The organism is Arthrobacter sp. EPSL27 (assembly GCF_001512305.1).
GTDB lineage: Bacteria > Actinomycetota > Actinomycetes > Actinomycetales > Micrococcaceae > Arthrobacter.
In genome coordinates this window covers 1,337,640-1,359,039 of sequence record NZ_LNUT01000004.1, presented here as the reverse complement: position 1 = coordinate 1,359,039, position 21,400 = coordinate 1,337,640, and the positions used below count along the sequence as shown (strand labels likewise).

16 protein-coding genes and 1 riboswitch are annotated in these 21,400 nt (G+C 64.1%); of the genes, 9 read left to right on the top strand and 7 right to left on the bottom strand.

What is annotated here, in order from left to right; all coding sequences use genetic code 11:
- The 7 genes from AR539_RS10705 (at nucleotide 1) to AR539_RS10680 (ending at nucleotide 10,210) form a co-directional block, all read left to right on the top strand.
- Nucleotides 1-1,047: an amidohydrolase family protein gene (locus tag AR539_RS10705; protein ID WP_066435964.1), complete on the top strand. Its 1,047-nt coding sequence runs from the start codon at nucleotides 1-3 to the stop codon at nucleotides 1,045-1,047.
- Nucleotides 1,044-1,862, top strand: a complete 819-nt coding sequence (locus tag AR539_RS10700; protein WP_231728565.1) for an iron-sulfur cluster assembly protein — start codon at nucleotides 1,044-1,046, stop codon at nucleotides 1,860-1,862. Before AR539_RS10705 ends, AR539_RS10700 begins: the two co-directional genes overlap by 4 nt.
- On the top strand, nucleotides 1,859-2,893 hold the full coding sequence (locus AR539_RS10695) for an NAD(P)-dependent alcohol dehydrogenase (protein ID WP_197410594.1): 1,035 nt from the start codon (nucleotides 1,859-1,861) through the stop codon (nucleotides 2,891-2,893). Before AR539_RS10700 ends, AR539_RS10695 begins: the two co-directional genes overlap by 4 nt.
- Nucleotides 2,894-2,940: 47 nt before the next feature.
- Nucleotides 2,941-3,441: a DUF1097 domain-containing protein gene (locus AR539_RS19035; RefSeq protein WP_082699296.1), complete on the top strand. Its 501-nt coding sequence runs from the start codon at nucleotides 2,941-2,943 to the stop codon at nucleotides 3,439-3,441.
- 94 nt (nucleotides 3,442-3,535) lie between these two features.
- Complete coding sequence (locus tag AR539_RS10690) at nucleotides 3,536-5,923, top strand: transketolase-like TK C-terminal-containing protein (protein WP_066435958.1); 2,388 nt, start codon at nucleotides 3,536-3,538, stop codon at nucleotides 5,921-5,923.
- A 358-nt stretch (nucleotides 5,924-6,281) separates the two neighbouring features.
- Nucleotides 6,282-7,448, top strand: a complete 1,167-nt coding sequence (locus tag AR539_RS10685) for a low temperature requirement protein A (RefSeq protein WP_066435956.1) — start codon at nucleotides 6,282-6,284, stop codon at nucleotides 7,446-7,448.
- Between the two features lie 179 nt (nucleotides 7,449-7,627).
- Entirely contained in the window at nucleotides 7,628-10,210 is a 2,583-nt protein-coding gene (locus AR539_RS10680; protein WP_066435954.1) for an ATP-dependent Clp protease ATP-binding subunit, read from the top strand.
- A 137-nt stretch (nucleotides 10,211-10,347) separates the two neighbouring features.
- Here AR539_RS10680 and AR539_RS10675 read toward each other — a convergent pair whose 3' ends face one another.
- Nucleotides 10,348-12,225 carry a glycoside hydrolase family 15 protein gene (locus AR539_RS10675; protein ID WP_231728564.1) on the bottom strand — a complete coding sequence of 626 codons (1,878 nt, stop codon included), beginning with the start codon at nucleotides 12,223-12,225 and terminating at the stop codon, nucleotides 10,348-10,350.
- Nucleotides 12,226-12,566: 341 nt separating this feature from the next.
- Between AR539_RS10675 and AR539_RS10670 the strand changes: the two genes are divergently transcribed.
- A complete protein-coding gene (locus tag AR539_RS10670; protein ID WP_066435942.1) occupies nucleotides 12,567-13,175 on the top strand; it encodes a hypothetical protein in 609 nt (202 codons plus the stop codon).
- 151 nt (nucleotides 13,176-13,326) lie between these two features.
- Here the strand turns inward: AR539_RS10670 and AR539_RS10665 are convergent, their stop codons facing one another.
- The 6 genes from AR539_RS10665 to AR539_RS10640 form a co-directional block, all read right to left on the bottom strand.
- Complete coding sequence (locus AR539_RS10665) at nucleotides 13,327-14,160, bottom strand: aldo/keto reductase (protein WP_066435938.1); 834 nt, start codon at nucleotides 14,158-14,160, stop codon at nucleotides 13,327-13,329.
- Between the two features lie 62 nt (nucleotides 14,161-14,222).
- Nucleotides 14,223-14,882: an SDR family oxidoreductase gene (locus AR539_RS10660; RefSeq protein ID WP_066435935.1), complete on the bottom strand. Its 660-nt coding sequence runs from the start codon at nucleotides 14,880-14,882 to the stop codon at nucleotides 14,223-14,225.
- Nucleotides 14,883-15,081: 199 nt separating this feature from the next.
- Nucleotides 15,082-15,867, bottom strand: a complete 786-nt coding sequence (locus AR539_RS10655) for an amino acid ABC transporter ATP-binding protein (protein WP_066435927.1) — start codon at nucleotides 15,865-15,867, stop codon at nucleotides 15,082-15,084.
- The gene (locus AR539_RS10650; RefSeq protein WP_197410593.1) at nucleotides 15,854-16,519 is read right to left on the bottom strand and encodes an amino acid ABC transporter permease; all 666 of its coding nucleotides are present in this window, start codon (nucleotides 16,517-16,519) and stop codon (nucleotides 15,854-15,856) included. Before AR539_RS10650 ends, AR539_RS10655 begins: the two co-directional genes overlap by 14 nt.
- A gap of 36 nt (nucleotides 16,520-16,555) precedes the next feature.
- Nucleotides 16,556-17,377 (bottom strand): amino acid ABC transporter substrate-binding protein, encoded by an 822-nt coding sequence (locus AR539_RS10645; RefSeq protein ID WP_066435925.1) that lies wholly within the window; start codon nucleotides 17,375-17,377, stop codon nucleotides 16,556-16,558.
- Nucleotides 17,378-17,507: 130 nt separating this feature from the next.
- Nucleotides 17,508-18,581 (bottom strand): TerC family protein, encoded by a 1,074-nt coding sequence (locus AR539_RS10640; RefSeq protein ID WP_066435922.1) that lies wholly within the window; start codon nucleotides 18,579-18,581, stop codon nucleotides 17,508-17,510.
- A gap of 382 nt (nucleotides 18,582-18,963) precedes the next feature.
- Nucleotides 18,964-19,071: riboswitch (TPP riboswitch) on the top strand.
- Between AR539_RS10640 and thiC the strand changes: the two genes are divergently transcribed.
- Nucleotides 19,068-20,897, top strand: coding sequence for a phosphomethylpyrimidine synthase ThiC (gene thiC / locus AR539_RS10635; protein ID WP_157360970.1), 1,830 nt, complete (start codon nucleotides 19,068-19,070; stop codon nucleotides 20,895-20,897). It overlaps the preceding riboswitch by 4 nt.
- The last annotated feature ends 503 nt before the right edge of the window (nucleotides 20,898-21,400 follow it).

Below are 21,400 nucleotides of genomic sequence, written 5' to 3'. Positions count from 1 at the left end.
ATGTACAGCAAAGATGGCGAAAACTATTTCATCGTTGACGCCCACGTCGCACTGTGGGACGCCCGGTCGGAGAACCAACGCAACCTTCAGGGCAAACAGTTCATCGATTGCTTCTACGACTACCACCGCAACCTCTCTCCGGACGAGGAACACTGGTCCTACGAGGAGTTCCTTTACCAGGGCGGCGAACGCCTCATGAAAGATCTGTTCGAGGACGGCTACGTGGACCATGCAATCTTTCAGCCGGCCTATCTCGGCGCGTTCTACAAGAACGGATTCGCGCAGGTCGAGGAGGCATACGGCCTGGCCGCGGCAACGCCGGGAAAGCTCACGTACAACCACTGTTTTGACCCCCGCGATGGTGAAGCAGGCCTCGACCGGCTGCGCGCCGACCACGAAAAGATGCAGTTCAAGGGGGTCAAGCTCTACACCGCCGAATGGCACGGCGAATCCCGCGGGTACAAGCTCTCGGACCCTTGGTCATACCGGTATTTCGAGGAATGCCGCAGACTCGGCATCAAGAACATCCACATCCACAAGGGACCAACCGTCCGCCCGCTGGACCGCGACGCTTTCGACGTCGCCGACGTTGACCACGCCGCCTCAGACTTCAACGATCTGAACTTTGTGGTCGAGCACGTCGGTCTGCCACGGCTGGAAGACTTTTGCTGGATCGCCACCCAGGAACCCAATGTTCATGGCGGCCTGGCCGTCGCGATGCCCTTCATGCACACCCGGCCGCGGTACTTCGCCCAGATCATCGGCGAGCTCATCTACTGGATCGGGGAGGACCGGATCCAGTTCTCCAGCGACTACGCCATCTGGTCGCCCCGCTGGCTGATCGAGCGGTTCGTTGACTTCCAGATCCCGGCAGACATGACCGAATACGCCCCGCTCACCACCGCCCAGAAGAAGAAGATCCTGGGACTGAATGCCGCGAAGATGTACGACATCCCGGTGCCTGCAGAGCTCCAGCTCCCCGACGCGGACGAGACAAAGACAGGACCGCGACAGCCCGCACGCGCCGACCTGGCAGGCATCCGGTGACAGCTCTGCACGTCGATCCTGCAGCTGAAACGCGCTGGGATGTGAGCGCGGAGGATATCCGGCGCGCCTTGGACTCGGTGTTCGACCCGGAACTGGACGAACCGATCACTGATCTTGGCTTCGTCCGTTCCCTTCAGGTCCGGGCCGTTGCCGGTGGTGCACGGGTAGAGGTCCACCTGCGCCTGCCTACCTCCTTCTGCTCGCCCAATTTCGCCTATCTGATGGCGTCCGACAGCAAGGACGTGATCTCGGCGCTGCCGGCTGTGACGCAGGTGGTCGTCGAGCTGGACGACCACCACGACTCCGACGTCATCAACGCCGGGCTGGCCGCGGACGCAGGATACCGCGGCACCTTCCGGCACGAGGCCGAGGACAGTCTGGACGACCTGCGCTGGACATTCCGTCGCAAGGCTCACACGGCTGCCATGGAGCGATGCCTCACTGATCTCCTGCGTTCCGACGCAAGTCTCGTGGAAACGGAGGTCGGAACCATTCGTCTCCGGGACCTTCCGACTGGCAGAAACAAGGAAGCGCTGCTCCGCCGACGTTCAGCGCTTGGCTTGCCCGCGGCGTCGGATTCGATTGTCCTGGTTAACCACGAAGGCCACCGTTACCCCCCTGATGCCGTTCCAATGGCACTGCGCCGGGCCCGCTCGACCCGCATCTCCATTGACGGGAACGCGCATTTCTGCCGGGGACTGCTGCGCACACGCTATGCAGGATCCGGCGCGGACCAAAGCCCGCGGCCCGAGGGCGCTGAGGCCGCACACCACCACCAACTACTTCCATTAATTGTCAAGGAGATTCACCCATGAGCACCATGCGAGCCGTCCAGGTCGTCGGTTACCACAGCGCCCTGAAAATGGCAGAAGTGCCGCTGCCCGAAGTCACAGGCCCCTTTGATGTCGTCGTCCGAATCGGAGGAGCCGGGGTTTGCCGCACGGACCTGCACATTCTCGAGGGCCAGTGGGCGGAAAAGTCGCAGGTCCACCTGCCCTACACCATCGGCCACGAGAACGCCGGATGGGTGCACGCAGTGGGTAGCGCCGTAACCAATGTGGAGGAAGGCGACAAAGTCATCCTGCACCCCCTCATCACGTGCGGCCTGTGCCGTGCCTGCCGTTCCGGGGACGACGTGCATTGCGAGCAGAGCAAATTCCCTGGTATCGACACCAGCGGCGGATACGCCGAGTACCTCCTGACTTCCGCCCGCTCCGTCGTCAAAATCGACGACTCCCTGGAACCCGCCGACGTCGCAGCCTTGGCCGATGCCGGCCTCACCGCCTATCACGCGGCCGCTAAAGCGGCCAAGCGGCTGACCGCAAGGGACACTTGCGTTGTCGTCGGCGCCGGAGGACTCGGCCACATCGGAATCCAAGTCCTCACAGCACTAACACCGGCCCGCATTATCGTCGTTGACCGTAATCCAGCCGCCTTGGACTTGGCCAAGAACATCGGAGCACATGAGGGCGTCCTGGCTGACGGGTCACAGGTCGAGCAGGTACTCGCCCTCACCGGAGGTCATGGGGCGGAGGCACTCATTGACTTCGTCGGCGAAGGAGGCGCGACCGCCCAAGGCGTCGCCATGCTGCGCCAGGCAGGGGACTACTACGTGGTGGGCTACGGCGAGAACATCGACGTCCCTACCATCGATATCGTCTCAGCCGAGATCAACATCATTGGCAACCTCGTCGGCTCCTACAACGACCTTCAAGACCTGATGGCATTGGCGGCACGGGGTGCCGTCACCCTTCATACGCAGAAATACGCCCTCGACGACTTCCAGCAGGCGATCAGCGACCTCGAAGCGGGCAAAGTGCGCGGCCGGGCCATCCTGGTGCCCTGACGAACAAACCTAGGGGCCCAACTCATCAACAAATAGAGAGAATCGACATGAGATTGCACATAGGCGTAGGCATATCCGTCGGCGTGCTTGCAGGAGTCTGGACGCAGGTAAGCGTGGAACTTGGCCTCATCACCTGGGTCGCGTTCGTCGCATGGGCATGCTTTTTCGCCGCGGGAGGAGGCGGAGCAGGATTCTCCAAAGGGCTGGCTGCCAACCTGTCCGGCGTCATCTACGGGTGGCTGGTAGCGCTGCTGACCGGCTGGGTGCAATTTCCCGGCATGCTCGCCATTGGCGTGGCATTTGCCGCACTGGCCATGTGCCTCCAGGCAGGATGGGCGCCGCTGTCCTTCATCCCCGGCGCTTTCGCCGGGACAGCTGTGTTCTTCGGAACACAACAGTCTTTTTGGCCCACCGTCATGGCTGTCATCATCGGGGCCTGCCTTGGATGGCTTTCAGCGTTTATAGGTGGGCACATACAAAATCTCGTCACCAAACCCTTCGATACGCCACCCACAGACGATCCACAACGGCCCGTTCGTACGGCCTGAGAACACAAATCGAACGCTAACTGCAGACCGTGATCCCTTCATCACCGGAAAGCCAACGTTCAGCACCGAACACTTACTCGTACAGGAGACCATCATGAGGGTGGAAGATTTTCAGACCACAGCCGCACGCCCGGGCACCAAGGGCCCGGACACCGCGGGCCCGGAAGACGCAGCGCCCGGGACGGCAGTTCTGGAGAGTATCGCCCAGCGGGTGCGCTGGACCGCCGCCGCCGTCGTGGATGCTGCCAATCGCGGACGTCCCAACACCAGCGGCATCAAGGTCGGCGGCCACCAGGCCTCCAGCGCCTCCATGGTGGAAATCATGACCTCCCTCTGGTTCGCCGAGCTGACGGCGGCGGACCGGGTGTCAGTCAAGCCCCACGCCTCCCCTGTCCTGCACGCAATCAATTACCTCCTGGGCGACCTGGACGAAAACAAACTCAGCACGCTTCGTCAGAAGGGCGGCCTGCAAAGTTACCCCAGCCGGTCAAAGGATCCCGACACGGTGGACTTTTCCACCGGGAGTGTGGGTATCGGGGCCACTGCCACCATCTGGGCGGCCATGTCACACCGCTTCGTGAGCGACAGGTACGCTGAATCCCGGAAGTCCGGTCGCTTTATTGCACTTCTGGGCGACGCCGAACTGGACGAAGGCGCCATCTGGGAAGCCGTCGCCGACCCGACCGTGGCGCAACTCGGCGAATTGCTCTGGATCGTCGATTTGAACCGGCAGTCATTGGACCGTGTGGTACCCGACTCACAGATCATGCGCCTGCAGGGCATGTTTGAAGCCGCCGGCTGGCAGGTCCTCACCCGGAAGTGGGGAACACGTGTACAGGAACTCTTCACCCGTCCCGGCGGCGCGGATCTGCACCGCCGGCTGGAGACCATGCCCAACGAGGAATACCAGCGCCTGCTCCGCTCCCCCGACTCAGAGGTGTACCAGCGCCTTTGTGCCAGGGATTCGACTCCGGCCATGGAAACCCTGCTCAGTTCGCTCACCGCCGCAGAACAGGCTGTGGTGGTACGTGATTTAGGCGGACACGACATCGGACTGCTGCTCGATACGTACACCCAGGTCGACGCCACCCGGCCCACCGTCATCTTTGCCTATACGATCAAGGGCCGCGGCCTTGCCACCGAGGGACATCCGAACAACCACTCAGCGCTCCTGACCAAAGACCAGATGGAAAAACTCGCCGTAGCCTCCGGGATGGACCTCGACGATCCATGGCGCAAATTCCAGCCGGGCACCGTCGAAGAACGGGCCTGCGCCCGGACATCCCTCAGGCTCAAGCGCCCGCAACCCGTACCGGCCCCGTCCGTCCAGATCCCGGATTCCCTGCCGTGGGGCTACGGCGACAGGATTTCCACCCAAGCCGCACTGGGACGGTTCCTGTCCGACCTGAAGCGGGCAGCACCTGAGGTGGCCCGCCGTGTCGTCACCTGCAGCCCCGACGTTGCCTCCTCTACCAACCTCGGCGGCTGGATCAACAAAACCGGAGTCTGGTCCGTCGGTGAGCGTCAGGACTGGTTCGCGGACGACGTCGAGCGGGTCCTGCGCTGGATTGAAAACTCCCGCGGCCAACACATCGAACTTGGCATCGCCGAAACCAACCTGGTGGGCCTGATCTCCGAGCTCGGAACGACCTGGAGCCGCTGGGGCCAGCCGCTGATCCCTATCGGCACCATCTACGATCCGTTCGTGGCCCGGGCCCTCGAACCGTGGTCCTTTGGCATGTATGCCGGCGGCCAGTCCATCCTGATCGGGACGCCGTCAGGGGTGACTCTGGCCCCGGAGGGCGGCGCGCACCAGTCCCTCACCACTCCGTCCATCGGATTGGAACAGCCGGAGTGCACAGCCTGGGAGCCAGCCTTCGCGCAGGATCTGGAATGGTGCATGCTCGAAGCCATGAGCCGGATCGGCATGCCCGGAGGACGTTCAGCCTACTTCCGGCTCACCACCCGTCCACTGGATCAGGCCCAGGCCGCCATGCCGATGGACCCGGTGCTGCTGGAGCGGCGGCGCAGGCACGCGGTGGCCGGCGGTTACCGGCTGAGCGACCACGACCCGGTCGAGGACAGGGTTACTCTGGTCGGCGTCGGGGCAATGATGCCTGAAGTCATCGCCTCGGCCGCACGGCTGAAAGCCCTTGGCATCGTGGCCGGCGTCGTCTGCCTCACCAGCCCTGACCTGGTTTTCGAATCCCTTCAACGCCGCAACTCGCTCAACCAGGGAACCACGGCAACAGGATTCGACATCATCGACGGCCTCTTTCCACGGCACGCCCCCGCGCCCCTCGTCACGGTCCAGGACGGACACCCACATACCTTGTCCTTCTTGGCCGGAGCCCGAGGCGACCGCACAGTCTGCCTGGGAGTAAAGGACTTCGGGCAGTCCTCTGACCTGCAGGACGCCTACCGGTTGCACGGCATCGACGAAGCATCCATCGTCAACGCGGCGCTGAACCTCGTCCGCTAATAGCAGCCATCCAACGGGACGGGGCGCGGGAGACGTTCATCTGTCGGTAAAGAGGAGTTTTTTCGCCAACGGCAAGATCAAGGTGGTCACTGTTGCGGGCGCCGGCTCACGGGAACCGCAAATTCCGCGGCCGGGAGGACGGCTGCCGCGGAATGGCCTGGCTAAGACCGAAGCCAATCCGAGCCTTTGAATCTGTTAGGAGGCCGCGGCTGCGTGTACCGGCGGTGTTTGACGCCGCCAGTGGGTGCACCAGCCCACCCCTCCGGTGAGTTTCCCCTTGACTTCTCTGTTGACCGTGGTCAGTCTTACCGAAGACAGGAGGGGCGTCCGTCCGCTCCTAACTCAGTGGAGGCTACTGATGGTCCATGCCCGGTCGCTGACGCGTTCCGCTGTCTCCGGAGACCGGGTGACGCGCCTGGAGCTATTCTTCGATCTGGTCTTTGTCTTCGCGCTGGCACAGCTGTCCCACCATCTGTTGGAGCATCCTTCGTGGACGGGGGCCGGCGAGACATTCGTGCTTCTCCTTGCCGTCTATAAAGTATGGGTGTACACGACCTGGGCGGCGACGCTGCTGGATACTTCGCGGCTTGAGGTGCAGTGGATGCTACTGAGCGTCATGCTGGTCACGCTGTTCATGAACGCCTCAATCGACTCAGCATTTGGAGCCTTCGGCTGGCTCTTTGCTGGCTGCTATCTCTTGGTCCAACTGGGCCGAGGAACGTGGATGCTCACTGTCGGACTCGACCGGACCACTCAAGACCACTTCGTGCGCACGCTGATCTGGGGGTGTATGAGTGCGCCCTTTTGGATTGCCGGCGTCTTCCTCGGTCCTGGGCCCCGTTTGCTGGTCTGGGGTGTCGCTGCCGCGATCGATCTGGGCGGGCACATGCTTGCGCACCGGCTACCGGGCCGGAAAACCGAAGGAAGCCGGGTCCCGCTCCCGGGGGAAAGGATATTTGAGCGGTTCGGGTTGTTCTACCTGATCGCGCTCGGTGAGACGATTCTTTCGACTGGCTTGGCGATTGCCGGCAATCTGGACGACCCCTTGATTTTCGTGACCGGTACCGTGGGTTTGGCCGGAAGTGTTGCGATCTGGTGGTGCTACTTCCATGGCCTCGAAAAGGACATTCTGGACAAGCTTGCTTCTGTTGATGATCAGTTTCGGCCCGGCATTTTGGCGGGCAACACCTTGGTCGTGTTGCTGGCAGGCCTGATTCTGGTGGCGGTTGGGGACCAGCTCGTGATCAGTAATCCGGCGGCCCGCCCCGACCTGGCAACCGTTCTGCTTCTCTTTTCTGGGCCGGCTCTTTTCCTCGCCGGCCGGGGCCTTTTCATTCGACGGGTACTGGGCCAACGCCAAACATCTGATCTCGCGGGCATCGTTGCCTTGGTGGTACTGGCAAATTTGAGCTTTCTCCTTCCAGCCTACGTGGCGGCTATGGGGGCCGTTCTTCCCCTTGTTGGCGTAGCAGTTTCCGACGCCGCGAACCGCCGCCGCCGCCGAATGCCACAGGGAGCCCATTGACGGCCGTTGGATGCCAGGAACTGTCTCCATGGTCGGCTTTAACTGAGACGCGGCCGTCGAGGGCGACGCGCGGCAGGCCGGAGTAGCGCACCACTGTGAGTTCGACGCCGGCAGGCAAGGGAATAAACGTGCTTCCTCAACGTTGAGTCAAGTACACTCAACTCTCTCACGGAGGTTTCATGGCTGAATTTTTTGGTCCGGCGGAGTCCGGCCCCGGCTCGTTCGACGAATTTCTTGCCCGTTACCTGCAGGGCCAGCGAGCGGCTGGCCCCGGGCACCCGATGGATATTACCCGGCTGCTGAGCCGGCGTACCCATGACGTGCTCGGACGCGCCGCGCGCTTCGCCGCGCGGCACGGTCACATCCATGTGGACGCGCTGCACATCCTGCGCGTCATGGTCGAGAGGGAACCGGCCGCCGACTACATCCGCCACGCAGGCGCGGAACCTGCTGCCATCGCCACGGCGGCCGAGGAGCGCCTCCCGGAGCAGGCAACCGCCAGGGCGGAAACGACGCCTGCCCTGACGCCGTCGGCCCAGCGAGCCCTACTCGACGCCTACCAGGTTGCCCGGGCATTCGGCTCAACCTACATCGATCCTGAACACGTGTTCTTTGCGCTCGTCGTCAACCAGGAGGCCCCCGCCGGGCAGGTGCTCGCCGCGGCCGGTGTGACGCCGGAGTCCCTGCAGTCCGGTCCGCGCGAGCAGTCCGCTCGGCGTGGAGCCACGCCAAGCGGCGCGGAGACCGGACAGTCGCAGGAAACTGCCGCCGCGTCTGACACCCCGACCTTGGACACCTACGGCAGCGACCTCACGGCACGTGCCCGCGAAGGCGGCCTGGACCCGGTGATCGGCCGGAGTGCCGAGATCGAGCAGACCATCGAGATCCTGGCCCGGCGCACCAAGAACAACCCCGTCCTGGTCGGAGAAGCCGGCGTGGGCAAGACCGCGATCATCGAAGGGTTGGCGCAGGCGATCATAGCGGGAGCCGTGCCCGAACAACTCCGCGGCAAGCGCGTCATTGCCCTGGATCTGCCGGCCATGTTGGCCGGCACGCGGTACCGCGGTGACTTCGAGGAGCGTCTGACCAAGGCGATGGACGAGGTTGGTTCACACACCGGGGAGATCATCCTGTTCATCGACGAACTTCACACGGTCGTCGGAGCGGGCGGCGCGGGGGAAGGCGGCATGGACGCAGGAAACATCCTGAAGCCGCGTTTGGCCCGCGGTGACCTTCATCTCGTCGGCGCCACCACCCTGAACGAATACCGCAAGGTGGAGAAGGACGCAGCTCTGGAACGCCGCTTCCAGCCTGTACACGTCGGCGAGCCGAGCATCGAGGACGCCGTACAGATCCTCGACGGCCTGCGCGGACGGTACGAGGAACACCACGGCGTCCGCTACACCGACGAGGCGGTCCGTGCCGCCGTCGAACTCTCAGCACGCTACGTGACGGACCGTTTCCTGCCCGACAAGGCCATCGACCTCATCGACCAGGCGGGCGCGCGGCTGAGCCTCAAACTCGGTTCACCGACCGACGTGGCTGTCCTTCGCGAGCAGCTCGCAGCCCTGGAGAAGTCCAAGAACGACGCCGTCGCTGCGGAACGCTATGAAGACGCTTCGCGGCTGCGCGATGAGATCGAAGCAGTCAACGGGAAGCTTTCCGGAGCGATTTCCCGTGCACCCGGGACTTCCGGCGGCCTTGCGGCCGTCGTCGGAGAGGCGGAGATCGCCGGGATCATCTCCCGGTCCACGGGCATCCCGGCCAGCCGGCTCACGGAAGACGACCGGGAACGGCTGGCCAGGCTCGAGGAGGAACTGCATCAGCGGATCGTCGGCCAGGACGATGCCGTGACGCTGATCGCGAAGGCGGTCCGCCGTAGCCGTACCGGCATGGGGGACGCGGGCAGGCCCGTCGGCAGCTTCCTGTTCCTCGGCCCAACGGGTGTGGGCAAGACCGAACTCGCCAAGGCGCTGGCCGGGTCGTTGTTCGGGGATGAGGACGCAGTGGTGCGCTTCGACATGAGCGAATTCGGCGAACGGCACACCGTAAGCCGGCTGGTCGGAGCCCCTCCGGGCTACGTCGGTTACGACCAAGCCGGGCAGCTGACCGAACGCGTCCGCCGCAACCCGTACTCCGTGGTGTTGCTAGACGAAGTGGAGAAGGCCCACCCGGATGTGTTCAACCTGCTGCTCCAGGTGCTCGACGACGGGCGGCTGACCGACGGACAGGGCCGCATGGTGGACTTCCGCAACACGGTGATCATCATGACCTCCAACCTCGGCTCGGAGTTCCTGGCCAGCAAGGCCGGTGCGATGGGCTTTGTGTCAAAGGCCGACGAGGGCAACGGCTTCGGCTCGGAGAAGGCCCTGCGGAACCGGGTGTTGGGCCGGCTGCGCGAGACGATGCGTCCGGAGTTCCTCAACCGGATCGACGAGATCGTCCTGTTCCGCAACCTGGATCAGGTGCAGCTGCGCCGGATTGTTCGGCTGATGCTGAACCAGACGGAAGCCCGCCTGCAGTCCCAGGGAATCTCTCTCGAGGTCAGTGAAGCGGCTGTCGACTGGATCGCCGAACGCGGCTACGAGCCGGAATACGGAGCCCGCCCGATGCGCCGCGTGATCCAGCGCGAGCTGGACGACCGGATCGCGGATCTGTTCGTGGCGTCGGACCTTCAGTCCGGCGGCCAGGTGGCCGTCTCGGTCGACGGGCAGTCGCTTGTCGTAGAGGCCCGCCATGAGGCGTTGCCGCTGGCGGCGTAAGCCATCCCCGGATCCGCCGGCAAGCGGATCCCGGCACGGCCGGGTGCACAGGCCCACCCTGTGTGCCCGGCCGAAGCTGTCTGCGCCGTGCCTGAATGCTGTGCCGTATCGTCGAGCCGTTTCCACGCCGAAACAATTTAGGTGCTGCGATGGGCCGGGGAAAATTGCCGCGCACCGTCCGTTTCTTCCGCGCGAATGAGGTGCATGAGCGCGTTAATGAGGGCCAAGTGGGTGAAGGCCTGCGGAAAGTTGCCGAGGTGACGGCCATTCATCGGGTCCAGCTCCTCGGCGTACAGCCCCAGTGGACTGGCGTGGGACAGCAGGCGTTCGCACAATGCTTTGGCGCGGGCCACTTCCCCGATCTCGACGAGGGCTGAGACGAGCCAGAACGAACACATGGTGAAGGTCCCCTCAGCACCGGTGAGTCCGTCGTCGGTCTGCTCGGGGCGGTAGCGCAGGACGAGTCCATTCCGGGTGAGTTCATCGGCGATGGCCAAGACCGTGGCGCGCACGCGTGGATCATTGGCGGGCAGGAACCGAACAAGCGGGACTAGGAGCAGCGAGGCATCGAGGTTCGTGGTGCCGTAGGACTGGACGAATACTCCGCGATCGTCCACGCCGTTGCGGCAGATGTCCTCGTGGATCTCCTCCGCGATGGTGTCCCATTTCCGCGCGTAATCAGCCTCGCCGTGCAGCCGCGCGAGCCGGGCGCCGCGATCCAGAGCGACCCAGCACATGAGCTTGGACGAGGTGAAGTGCTGCGGTTCGCCACGAACCTCCCAGATGCCGTGATCGGTGTCCCGCCAGTGCGAGGCGGCCTGCTCGACCTGACGAAGCAGGACGGGCCATAGCGGCTCGGGGAGCTGGTCACGGGACTTGGTATGGAGGTAAACGGAGTCCAGCATTGTGCCCCAGACGTCTAGCTGCAGCTGGTGGACCGCCGCGTTGCCGACCCGGACGGGGCGTGCCCCGTCGTAGCCGCCGAGTGCCTCGACGATGGACTCGGGCAAATCCCTTTCGCCGCCGACGCCGTACATGAGCTGCAGGTCGTCCTCGGCGGCAACGTCGCGGATGAAGGAGAAGAAGTCGTCGGCTTCCCGGTCCAGTCCGAGGGTATACAGGGCCCACAGCGCAAAGGTGGAGTCTCGCACCCAGGTGTACCTGTAGTCCCAGTTCCGTTCTCCCCCGGGCGTCTCCGGCAGCGAGGTTGTGGGCGCGGCAATCAGCGCTCCGGTCGGCGCATAGGTGAGTCCTTTCAACGTCAGCGCGCTGCGCTGCAGTTCCTCGCGCCACGGGTGGTCCGGGAACTCCCCCACCGTGATCCACTGCCGCCAGTACTCGATGGTCTGCCACTGCTTCTGGGATGCTTCCTCCCATGTCCTCGGTGGAGGCAGCGATGTCCAGGAGAGTGCGATGAATGCTTCCTCGCCCTCGGTCATCTGGCCGCGAATGACCACGATGGAGTCCTCGATGCCCAGCCGCCGGTCAGTGGTCAGACGCAGCACCGGATCCCTCTCATCGCCGCTGACGGTCACGGCCTCTCCGTACCCTGGACTGGAGTACTCCCACTGTGCCCGGCGCCGGCCGTAGTCGAAGACCGGCTCGCACAGCACGGACAGCTCAACCGCACCGTTGACGCACCGGACAGTGCGCAGCAGGCAATGCTCGGCCTCGTAGTTCGTCGGCGGGCGGCGGTACCGGCCGGCCCTCTTCTCGGTGTGGTGCCACGGCCCCATCACCAGGGCGTCCCTCACGATCATCCAGCCCGTCCTGGTCTGCCAGGTGGTCTCCAGAATCAGGCTGCCGGGGAGATAGCGGCGCGCAGTGGGCTCCCGGACCCCGTACGGAGCCACCTTGAAACCGCCCGCGGCCCGGTCCAGCATGGCGGAAAACGCACTCGGTGAATCGTGCCGCGGCAGGCACATCCACTCCACCTGCCCGCTCGGGGCGATAAGGCAGTTGGCCTCACAGTCGGACAGGAACGCGTAGTCTGCGATCGGTGGGAACGGGCTCATGCCCGGCGAAGTCCGCTTCCTGCCCGCAGCCGCTGATCCGCCATCGATCACCATTCACCCAGTATGCTCCTCCACGCTACAGATGCCACCCCCGGACGGATGCAGGACCCTGGGATGCCCTTCCTGATCGGTACGTTGTGGACTGGAGGACCGGAATCGCTGCTCAGGCGAGCGACCTAGCACGGACTGCTTCGTGTGACATCGTCGCCACGAACATCGTTGACCTCACAGCTCTCCGGCCAGGGGTGACGGGCATTCAGCTGACTGGAATAGTCAGCGCTCGCCGCAGGTTGTGCTGGTGAACCTACCGGAGCCCCTACAGGAAGTATCCAGTCACCACGATGAGCTCTTCACCCACGCACACCTTGACCGAACTGCTGGCTGCCGCCGACGCCGCTGGACATGACCACGCAGCCACGGAGAAGAACAGCGGCCTGCGGCACTTCCACAACCACGGCACGGGGGCGATCGTATGGTTTCCCACCTGGCAGAAGTTTCGCCTGACCAGCGACTGGGCGGATGCCGTCGCGGAGCACGAGGCCCGTCTCGACGCCGCCACAGCCGCAGGAACGCCGCTCCAGGATGTAGCCTCCGCGTTACTGGCGGATCGGCTCGAGTCCTTGCTGGAGCGGGCTGCGCAGTCCCCCGACGCCAGCATCTTTGTGCAGGACAATCTCACGCCCCACCTGACCGAGACCTGGGCCATTGCCGACGCCGTAGCGCGGACATCCGGCACCGGGCTGCCCGCGGGGACGCCGCCTGCCGCCTTTTCGGACTATCCCTATGACGTCTACGCACAGGACGGCGGGGCCTTCGCCACGGCGCTCTGGAATGATGTGATCGACGCCCGACGCCGCCGCGCCCTCGCCGAAGAGGCCGCTCGAAAGGCCCTGAAGCCGGTGTCCCGCAAAGCCCTGAAGAACGCCGCCAGGAAAGCTGCGCGGCGCTAACACGGCGAATGGGGCTCTGGCGCCGGGGTCGGAATTCACCGGCGAGCGGGCTCCTCGGGGCATCCAGCGAGCGTGGCACTGATCATCGCACGGCCTTCTGGAACTGGATGGACGGGTCCGTTCGACCGAAAGAAGTTCAAAAAAGGGTCGCCTAGATCACCTCGAGCCCGCGTTTGCGGGCAGGCGGCGGATGGGCGGCATCCAGGTCGGCCAGGTCGCGGGGCGTGAGCCGAACGTCGAGGGCCCGGTGGCACTCCTGGACATGGTGCGGGCTTGAGGCTTTTGGAATCGCCATCACGAGCGGCTGCCTGAGCACCCAGGCGAGGGCGATCTGCGCGGGGCTGGTGCCGTGTTCCGCTGCGATACGGACCAGCACGGGATCGTCCAGCATGCGCCCCTGTTCCAGGGGCGAGTACGCCATCACCGGGATACCCCTCCCAACGCAGCGGGGCAGCAGATCGAACTCGATGCCCCGGCGGGTCAGGTTGTACAGCACCTGGTCGGTGGCGACTTTTTGCCCTCCGGGTAGTCGCATAAGGTCGTCCAGGTCCGCCACGTCGAGGTTGCTAACGCCCCAGTGCCGGATCTTTCCGGCACGCTGCAGATATTCGAAAGCTTCGAGCGTTTCCGCCAAGGGGGCAGCGCCCCGCCAGTGCAGTAAATACAGGTCGATACTGTCCGTTCCCAGGCGACGCAGGCTGCCCTCGCAGGCGGCGATTGTCCCGCGCAGCGTGGCGTGGTGCGGCAGGACCTTGGTGACCAGGAACGCTTCGTCGCGTCGTGCTGCCAGCGCTCTGCCGACGAGTTCCTCGGCCGCGCCGTTGCCATACATTTCAGCCGTATCGACCACGGTCATCCCCAGGTCCAGGGCCGTCTGGATCGCCGCCGTCTCGCGCGCGGCGTCACCGGGATGCTCACCCATTCCCCAGGTTCCGATTCCCAGCACCGGAACAGCTTCACCCGACGGAAGAAATAGCTCGTGCATCGTAACTCCCGTCTGAAGATTCCCGTTCCCCTATGGTGGGTTGCCCGCTCTCCCCGAACGGGCTAGGCCACCGCATCCAGAGCTGCAGCGATGGGCTGGCTGCCGTCTCGGAACCCAATAGTCCGGCCGATTGCGGCGGACAGCTCCAGGACGGCCGCAGCGACGAGGGCGACATTAGCGCGGGCGGTTTCGGCAGCCTGCCAGGGCTCGTTGACATGAACGTCAATCAGGCCACTGCCAGGCTTGTCCGTTAGCGCGCCGGGACCGAGTATGGTCCAGTCCAGGCTGGTGCCACGCAGGTAGGAGTCAGCGGCGGCCTTGGCCTCCGCGTAGTGGAAGAAGGGGTTGTCCCGGGGCACTCCGTGGTCCGGTCCGGCTCCCAGATAGGACACCATGACGCAGCGGCCGACGCCGGACTGAGCAGCTGCGTCCATCGAGCGGATTGCGGCGTCGCGGTCCACGGCGTAGGTCCGCCGGGGGTTCCCGCCGCCGGCACCGGCCGACCATACGACGGCGTCGTGACCCGAGAGTGCCTCGGCGATTTCCGCCGTCGTCCCGTTCTCCACGTCCAGGACAACGGGGGTGGCGCCGGTTGCCGCGACGTCGGACGCGTGTTGGGGGTTGCGGACGAGGGCGGTGACCTGCTGCCCGGTCGAAACCAGGACCTTGGAGAGTTCCCGAGCCACTTTTCCGTGGCCGCCGATGATTGCGATTCGGGTCATGGACCCATTCTGTCCCAAGTCCCGGCATCCTGGCACCCTTTGCGCCAGTCAAGGCACCCGGTGGCGGTCACGGTCACACCGAACTGGGCGGAGGAGGCGATGAAAAGGCCGGATTCCTCATCCGCTCACAGTCTGCTGCGAGCGGGCATGAGGCGCTCCTGGGGTGACCAAACAGGCTGCAGGCTCAGGCGCGTTCGGCTCAGAAGGGGTTTAACAACCGGTCCACGAACTGCCGGGTCCGCGCCTCCCGGGGGGCGCGCAGTACGGTGTCCGGGTGGCCGCGTTCCACCACTACCCCGCCGTCCATGAAGATGACTTCATCCGCCACCTCGCGGGCGAACGCGAGTTCGTGGGTGACTACCACCATGGTCCATCCCTCGTCCGCCAGTTCCTTCATGACGGTCAGGACTTCGCCGACCAGCTCCGGGTCAAGGGCCGACGTCGGCTCGTCGAAAAGCAGAAGCTGCGGGCGCAGCGCCAGCGCACGGACTATGCCGACACGCTGCTGTTGGCCGCCGGACAACTCAAAGGGATAACTGTTCTCCTTGCCCGCCAGCCCGACGCGGGCCAGCAGTTCCCTGGCCTCCTCGATCGCTTCAGCCCCTTGCCGCTTCTGCACCTGGACCGGGCCCTCGATGACGTTCTCCAAGGCTGTCTTGTGCGGAAAGAGGTTGTAGTGCTGGAACACCATCGCGCTGCGGTCGCGCATCGCAGCCAGCTGCTTCTTTGAAACCTGCGTGGAAAAGTCCACCGTGAGGTCGGCGGCGAACTCAACGATGCCGGCGTCGGGGATTTCCAGCCCGTTCAGGCACCGCAGTACCGTGGTCTTGCCTGAGCCGGACGGGCCGATCAAGGTGACCACATTCCCACTGCGGACGTTAACATCGATGGATTTCAGCACCTCGTGTTGTCCAAAAGCCTTGCGGAGCCCGCGGACACTCAGGAGCGGGACTGCGTCCGGGAGATCCGGTTCAGTGGGCGACATAGCGGTCCAATCTCTTCTCGAGGCCGGACTGCCCGCCGGCGAGAACAAGGCAGATGATCCAGTAGATGACGGCCGCTTCGAGATACAGCAGCATGAATTCCTGGCTGAAGGCAGCCACCTGCTGCGCCTGGCGGAACAACTCGGTCACCAGGATCAATGAAGCCAGGGAGGTGTCTTTGACCAGGCTGATGAAGGTGTTCGACAGGGGCGGGACTGAGACCCGCGCGGCCTGCGGGAGGATGATCCGCACCAGTGTCTGTCGGCGTGACATGCCAATCGTGTGGCCGGCCTCCCACTGGCCCTTCGGAACGGACAGGATGGCTGCCCGGATGACTTCCGCGGCGTAGCCGCCGACGTTCAGTGAAAAAGCGATGATTGCGCTTGGCCAAGGGCTAATAGTGATGCCAATGGACGGCAGCCCGTAAAAGATGACAAAGAGCTGAACCAACAGCGGACTTCCACGGATGACCGAAATGTAGATCCGGGCGACTCCCGAGAGGAAGGGGTTGCGGCTGAGCCGCATCAGCGCGATAAGCAGTGCGAGCAACAACCCCAAGCCGAACGAGGCCAGGGCCAGCGGAATCGTGCCGGTAATTGCGCCGATCAGCAAGGGTCCCAGGGACTCCCACACGAGATCCCAGTTGATTGTCATAAGGCGGCCGTGCGTTCCTCGACAGTTAACATTCCGCTACTTGGTGACGTCGGCGTCGAAGTACTTCTGCGAAATCGTTTGGAGGGTGCCATCGGCCTGCAGTTCCGTGAGCGCGGCATCCACCGCCTCAATCAGGCTCGATGAGCCCTTGCGGAACGCGAAGGCGCTCAAAGACTTGTCCGTGGTCTCGGCGGCAATCTTGATGCTGTCGTCGCGGGCAGTCTTTTGGTGGTCCAGGTAGGTCAGCTTGTCGTTGATGGTCGCATCGACGCGTCCCTGCTTCAGCAGGGTTATTGCCTGGGCCCAGCCCTCCACTGCCTGCACGTCTGCCCCGCTCTGCTGCGCCAGTTTGTACCAGTTGCTAGTCAGCGATTGCGCGGTGGTTTTGCCCTTGAGGCTGTCAAAAGAGTTGATGTCAGCGTTGTCGGACTTGGTGACGATGACGCCTGTACTGACGGTGTAGGGAGCGGAGAAGTCGTACTTCGCTTTACGCTCGTCCGTGATCGAGACCTGGTTGGCGACGACGTCGAACCTCTTGGCGTCGAGGCCGGCGAAGATGGCGTCGAACTGCGTTTCCTGGAACGACGGCTTGACACCCAGCTTGCCGGCGACCGCTGTGATGATTTCCACGTCGTAGCCCGTCAGTTCGCCGCTGCCGTTGGCGTGGAACGAGAAGGGCTTGTACGTCCCTTCGGTACCGATCTTGAGCACGCCTGCGCTCTTGACGTCACTCAACGAGGTGTCCGAGCCACCCGCCGGTGCCGAGCTGGCGGGACCCGTGGACGCGGACCCGCATCCGCTAAGGGCAAGTCCTGCAGCAGCAATGAGGCCGATGACCGAAAGTCGGGTGCACTTCATGATGGTCCTTCGTCGAGGAGACCAAGGCCTTACCGTTCTGCCGCGTGGCGGCCTTGTTCTCCGACCATAGCAAGACCGAGCACCGTTTAGGAGCTTTAAAAGACGGCGCGGCCCAGCTGCCGCTCGGAGGTTACTTGGATTTGGCAGCAGGCCGCCCCTTCTGATCGATCTCGGAGTCCGCGTTCCCTGGGGCGGCGGTGATTACCGGTCCGCCGTGGTTCTGTCCGCGGCCGTCCTTCTTCTCGTCCCCGCGGCTCTTCAGCAAACTCGCGACGGTCGCTACGACGATGGTGGCGGCGATGAAGAGCAGCGAGAACCAGATGGGAATTTCCGGCACCCAGAGGAGTGGGTCCCCGCCGTTGATGAACGCGAGCTCGTTGACGTGCAGGGCGTGGAAGACCAGCTTCACCCCGATGAAGGCGAGGATAACGGCCAGCCCCTGGGCGAGGTAGACCAGGCGCTCGAGCAGTCCGCCGATGAGGAAGAACAATTGACGCAGACCCATCAGCGCGAACGCGTTGGCAGTAAAGACGATGTACGCCTCATTGGTCAGGCCATAGATCGCAGGGATTGAGTCGATGGCGAAGATGAGGTCTACGAAGCCAATCGCGATGATTGTCAGCAGCATCGGCGTGATGAAACGTTTCCCGCCCTGCACTGCGGTGAGCTTGTCCTGGTGATACTCATCGGTGACGGGCAGAACCCGGCGCACCAGTGCCATGAACTTACCGTCAGCGGGGTTGGATTCGTGACTGCTGAAGGCTTGCCGGTAGGCCAGGACGAGGAGCAGGGCGCCGAAGATGTAGAAGATCCAGGAGAAGTTTGCGATCAGGGTCGCTCCGATGGCGATAAATCCGCCCCGCAGGATCAGGGCGATGACGATGCCGATCATCAGCACCTTCTGCTGGTACTTCTTCGGTACCGCGAATCCGGCCATCACGATGAGGAAGACGAACAGGTTGTCGACCGACAGCGCTTTCTCGGTGAGGTAGCCGGCGAAGTACTCGCCGCCGTACGTCCACCCCGAGACCGCGCCAATCCCCAGCCCGAACAGCAGAGCGAGCCCAATGTAGAACGCCGACCAGCGGGCCGATTCCGCGATGGAGGGCTCGTGCGGTTTACGAACGTGGGCGAAGAACTCGTAGACGAAGAACAGGATCGTCACGGCGATCGTGATGAGCCAGATCAGGGGTGTGACCTGCATGAGGGTGCTCCAAGGGGTAGGCGTTGGACAGATACGCCAAGGTCTCCTCCGCCCGGATGACACCGGAACTGTCGGCCCGGGATGCTTCAGTGCATCCGTATTGACGGGCCGATCACAGACGGGAGTACTCCCCTTGATAGGAAGATCCTAACCCAGCCAAGACAGCCGCCCTAACCGACAAATCGTGCCTCACGAACCTCGGCATCAACTTCCTGGCCGAGCCCGCAATCGCGCCGCAGACCGGGATCGTCCACGGCTGAGACACTGCACTGGGGATCTGCCGTGCATCTGGACGACAGCGCGGCCGGGGCGATGCACCATGGTCGTTCTTTGTGGCTAACTCACGACGGTCCGAGCTGCCCAGCCCCTGTGGTATCTTCGTCTACGACCACACGGGTGCCCTTGCAGGGGCTGAGATCGGGCTGATGCAGCTTGCGACCGTCGAACCTGTCCGGGTAATGCCGGCGAAGGAAGTGAGCAAGCCCTTTGAGCACCACAAATTCCCAGTACACCGCTGCCCGCACCGGGAACAGCACCGCCCCGAACGGCCCCTTGTCCGCCGCCGTCCCGCCCGTGACACAGTCGCTGAAGTCCCATGGCCTGGCGTATGTCGAGGACGGCGGGATCCGCGTACCCGTAACCGAGATTGCCTTGGAGCCCTCCCCCGGAGGCACGGCAAACCCGCCGTTCCGGGTATACCGCACGGCCGGCCCGGGCAGCGATCCGGTGGTGGGCCTGCCGCCGTTCCGCAGCGAATGGATCGCCGGGCGGGCAGACACCGAGCCCTACAGCGGCCGGGAACGCAATTTGCTCGACGACGGAAAGTCCGCAGTCCGGCGGGGCGCCGCCTCTGCCGAGTGGCGCGGCGCCCCGCCGCAGCCCCGCCGCGCCGTAGCTGGCCGGACGGTCACCCAGATGCACTACGCGAGGAACGGCATCGTGACACCCGAAATGCGCTTTGTCGCCCTGCGTGAGAACTGCGACGTCGAGCTTGTGCGCAGCGAACTGGCCGCTGGCCGTGCCATCATCCCGAGCAACGTCAACCACCCGGAGTCCGAGCCAATGATCATCGGCAAGGCGTTCCTGGTGAAGATCAATGCCAACATCGGCAATTCAGCTGTCACCAGCTCCATTGCCGAGGAAGTCGACAAGCTTCAGTGGGCCACCCAGTGGGGTGCGGATACAGTGATGGACCTCTCCACCGGGGACGACATCCACACGACGCGCGAATGGATCATCCGAAACTCCCCTGTCCCCATTGGCACCGTGCCGATCTATCAGGCATTGGAAAAGGTCAACGGCGAGGCGAACGCCCTGACCTGGGAGATGTTCCGGGATACCGTGATCGAGCAGTGCGAGCAGGGCGTGGACTACATGACCATCCACGCCGGGGTGCTGCTGCGGTACGTCCCGCTGACTGCCAACCGGGTTACCGGTATCGTGTCCCGCGGCGGCTCTATCATGGCCGGCTGGTGCCTGGCGCACCACCAGGAGAACTTCCTGTACACCCATTTCGATGAGCTATGCGGGATTTTCGCGAAGTACGACGTTGCTTTCTCACTGGGCGACGGGCTGCGGCCGGGCTCAACGGCGGACGCCAATGACGCCGCACAATTCGCTGAGCTGGACACGCTGGCCGAGCTGACTCAGCGGGCGTGGGAATTCGATGTGCAGGTCATGGTCGAGGGCCCGGGGCACGTGCCGTTCCACCTGGTCCGGGAGAATGTGGAGCGCCAGCAGGAACTTTGCAAGGGTGCGCCGTTCTACACGCTGGGGCCGCTGGTGACGGACATCGCACCGGGCTATGACCACATCACCTCGGCCATCGGCGCCACCGAGATCGCCCGTTACGGCACCGCGATGCTCTGCTACGTCACGCCCAAGGAACACCTGGGGCTCCCCAACAAGGACGATGTCAAGACCGGCGTTATCACCTACAAGATCGCCGCCCACGCCGCGGACCTGGCCAAGGGGCATCCCGGCGCCCATGAGCGCGACGATGCCCTCTCCAAGGCGCGGTTCGAGTTCCGCTGGCGGGACCAGTTCGCGCTGTCCCTCGACCCGGTCACCGCCGAGGCCTTCCACGACGAGACGCTGCCTGCGGAACCGGCCAAAACGGCCCACTTCTGCTCCATGTGCGGGCCGAAGTTTTGCTCCATGCGGATCAGCCAGGACATCCGGGACGAGTTTGGGTCAGCGGATTCCCAGGCGGCAGTGGCCCGGCTGGCGGCCGGAATGCAGGAGAAGAGCTCGGAGTTCCTCGCGGCCGGCGGCAAGGTCTATCTGCCCGCGCCGGTTGTGGGTGCCCCGGAGTAACGATCCCGCCTAGGGAACGGGGCTGCTGGCCTCCGGCGCATCCTCCGCGCCGGGGGCAGACACCAACGCCCTAATGGTCCGGTACTGGCTTCGGGCCGCGGCGGGGAGGTTGCTGCGCTGGCAGCTTTGCAGCACCGGCAGGGGGCACGACGGTCGACTTTTATGACCGCGGGCCTTCAACCCTTAGGGGCCTGCCCCCACGGCGAACGACGGGGGTGCGTCCGATTTTTTATCCGGAGCAGTTCAAAGCAGTACGACCCAGCCTGACTTTCAGTGTGTGGACAATGTGCACACACTCCAAAGGACGTTCCGCTAGACCCGCTGAGGCTGACGGAACGTCCTTTATTGGGGTTCGATGTGCTTCGTTCAAAGCTGTGTCCAGACGCGTTGGTGGGGCGCGTCTTTTGTTGCTGTGTAGGTGCAGACTTGGCTGTTGCACTCGTTCCCGTGGTCGAATATCAATTCAGCCCGCGGGGTTCGGTGTGTGGGTGTGGAAAGTGGAT

What these genes read in the sequence shown, in the direction of transcription:
- AR539_RS10680 (WP_066435954.1), top strand. Translation starts at nt 7,628, where the DNA reads ATGGCTGAATTTTTTGGTCCGGCGGAGTCCGGCCCCGGCTCGTTCGAC.
- AR539_RS10665 (WP_066435938.1), bottom strand. Translation starts at nt 14,160, where the DNA reads ATGCACGAGCTATTTCTTCCGTCGGGTGAAGCTGTTCCGGTGCTGGGA.
- AR539_RS10690 (WP_066435958.1), top strand. Translation starts at nt 3,536, where the DNA reads ATGAGGGTGGAAGATTTTCAGACCACAGCCGCACGCCCGGGCACCAAG.
- AR539_RS10650 (WP_197410593.1), bottom strand. Translation starts at nt 16,519, where the DNA reads ATGACAATCAACTGGGATCTCGTGTGGGAGTCCCTGGGACCCTTGCTG.
- AR539_RS10675 (WP_231728564.1), bottom strand. Translation starts at nt 12,225, where the DNA reads ATGAGCCCGTTCCCACCGATCGCAGACTACGCGTTCCTGTCCGACTGT.
- AR539_RS10660 (WP_066435935.1), bottom strand. Translation starts at nt 14,882, where the DNA reads ATGACCCGAATCGCAATCATCGGCGGCCACGGAAAAGTGGCTCGGGAA.
- AR539_RS10695 (WP_197410594.1), top strand. Translation starts at nt 1,859, where the DNA reads ATGAGCACCATGCGAGCCGTCCAGGTCGTCGGTTACCACAGCGCCCTG.
- AR539_RS10670 (WP_066435942.1), top strand. Translation starts at nt 12,567, where the DNA reads ATGAGCTCTTCACCCACGCACACCTTGACCGAACTGCTGGCTGCCGCC.
- AR539_RS10705 (WP_066435964.1), top strand. Translation starts at nt 1, where the DNA reads ATGTACAGCAAAGATGGCGAAAACTATTTCATCGTTGACGCCCACGTC.
- AR539_RS10655 (WP_066435927.1), bottom strand. Translation starts at nt 15,867, where the DNA reads ATGTCGCCCACTGAACCGGATCTCCCGGACGCAGTCCCGCTCCTGAGT.
- AR539_RS10645 (WP_066435925.1), bottom strand. Translation starts at nt 17,377, where the DNA reads ATGAAGTGCACCCGACTTTCGGTCATCGGCCTCATTGCTGCTGCAGGA.
- AR539_RS19035 (WP_082699296.1), top strand. Translation starts at nt 2,941, where the DNA reads ATGAGATTGCACATAGGCGTAGGCATATCCGTCGGCGTGCTTGCAGGA.
- AR539_RS10640 (WP_066435922.1), bottom strand. Translation starts at nt 18,581, where the DNA reads ATGCAGGTCACACCCCTGATCTGGCTCATCACGATCGCCGTGACGATC.
- AR539_RS10685 (WP_066435956.1), top strand. Translation starts at nt 6,282, where the DNA reads ATGGTCCATGCCCGGTCGCTGACGCGTTCCGCTGTCTCCGGAGACCGG.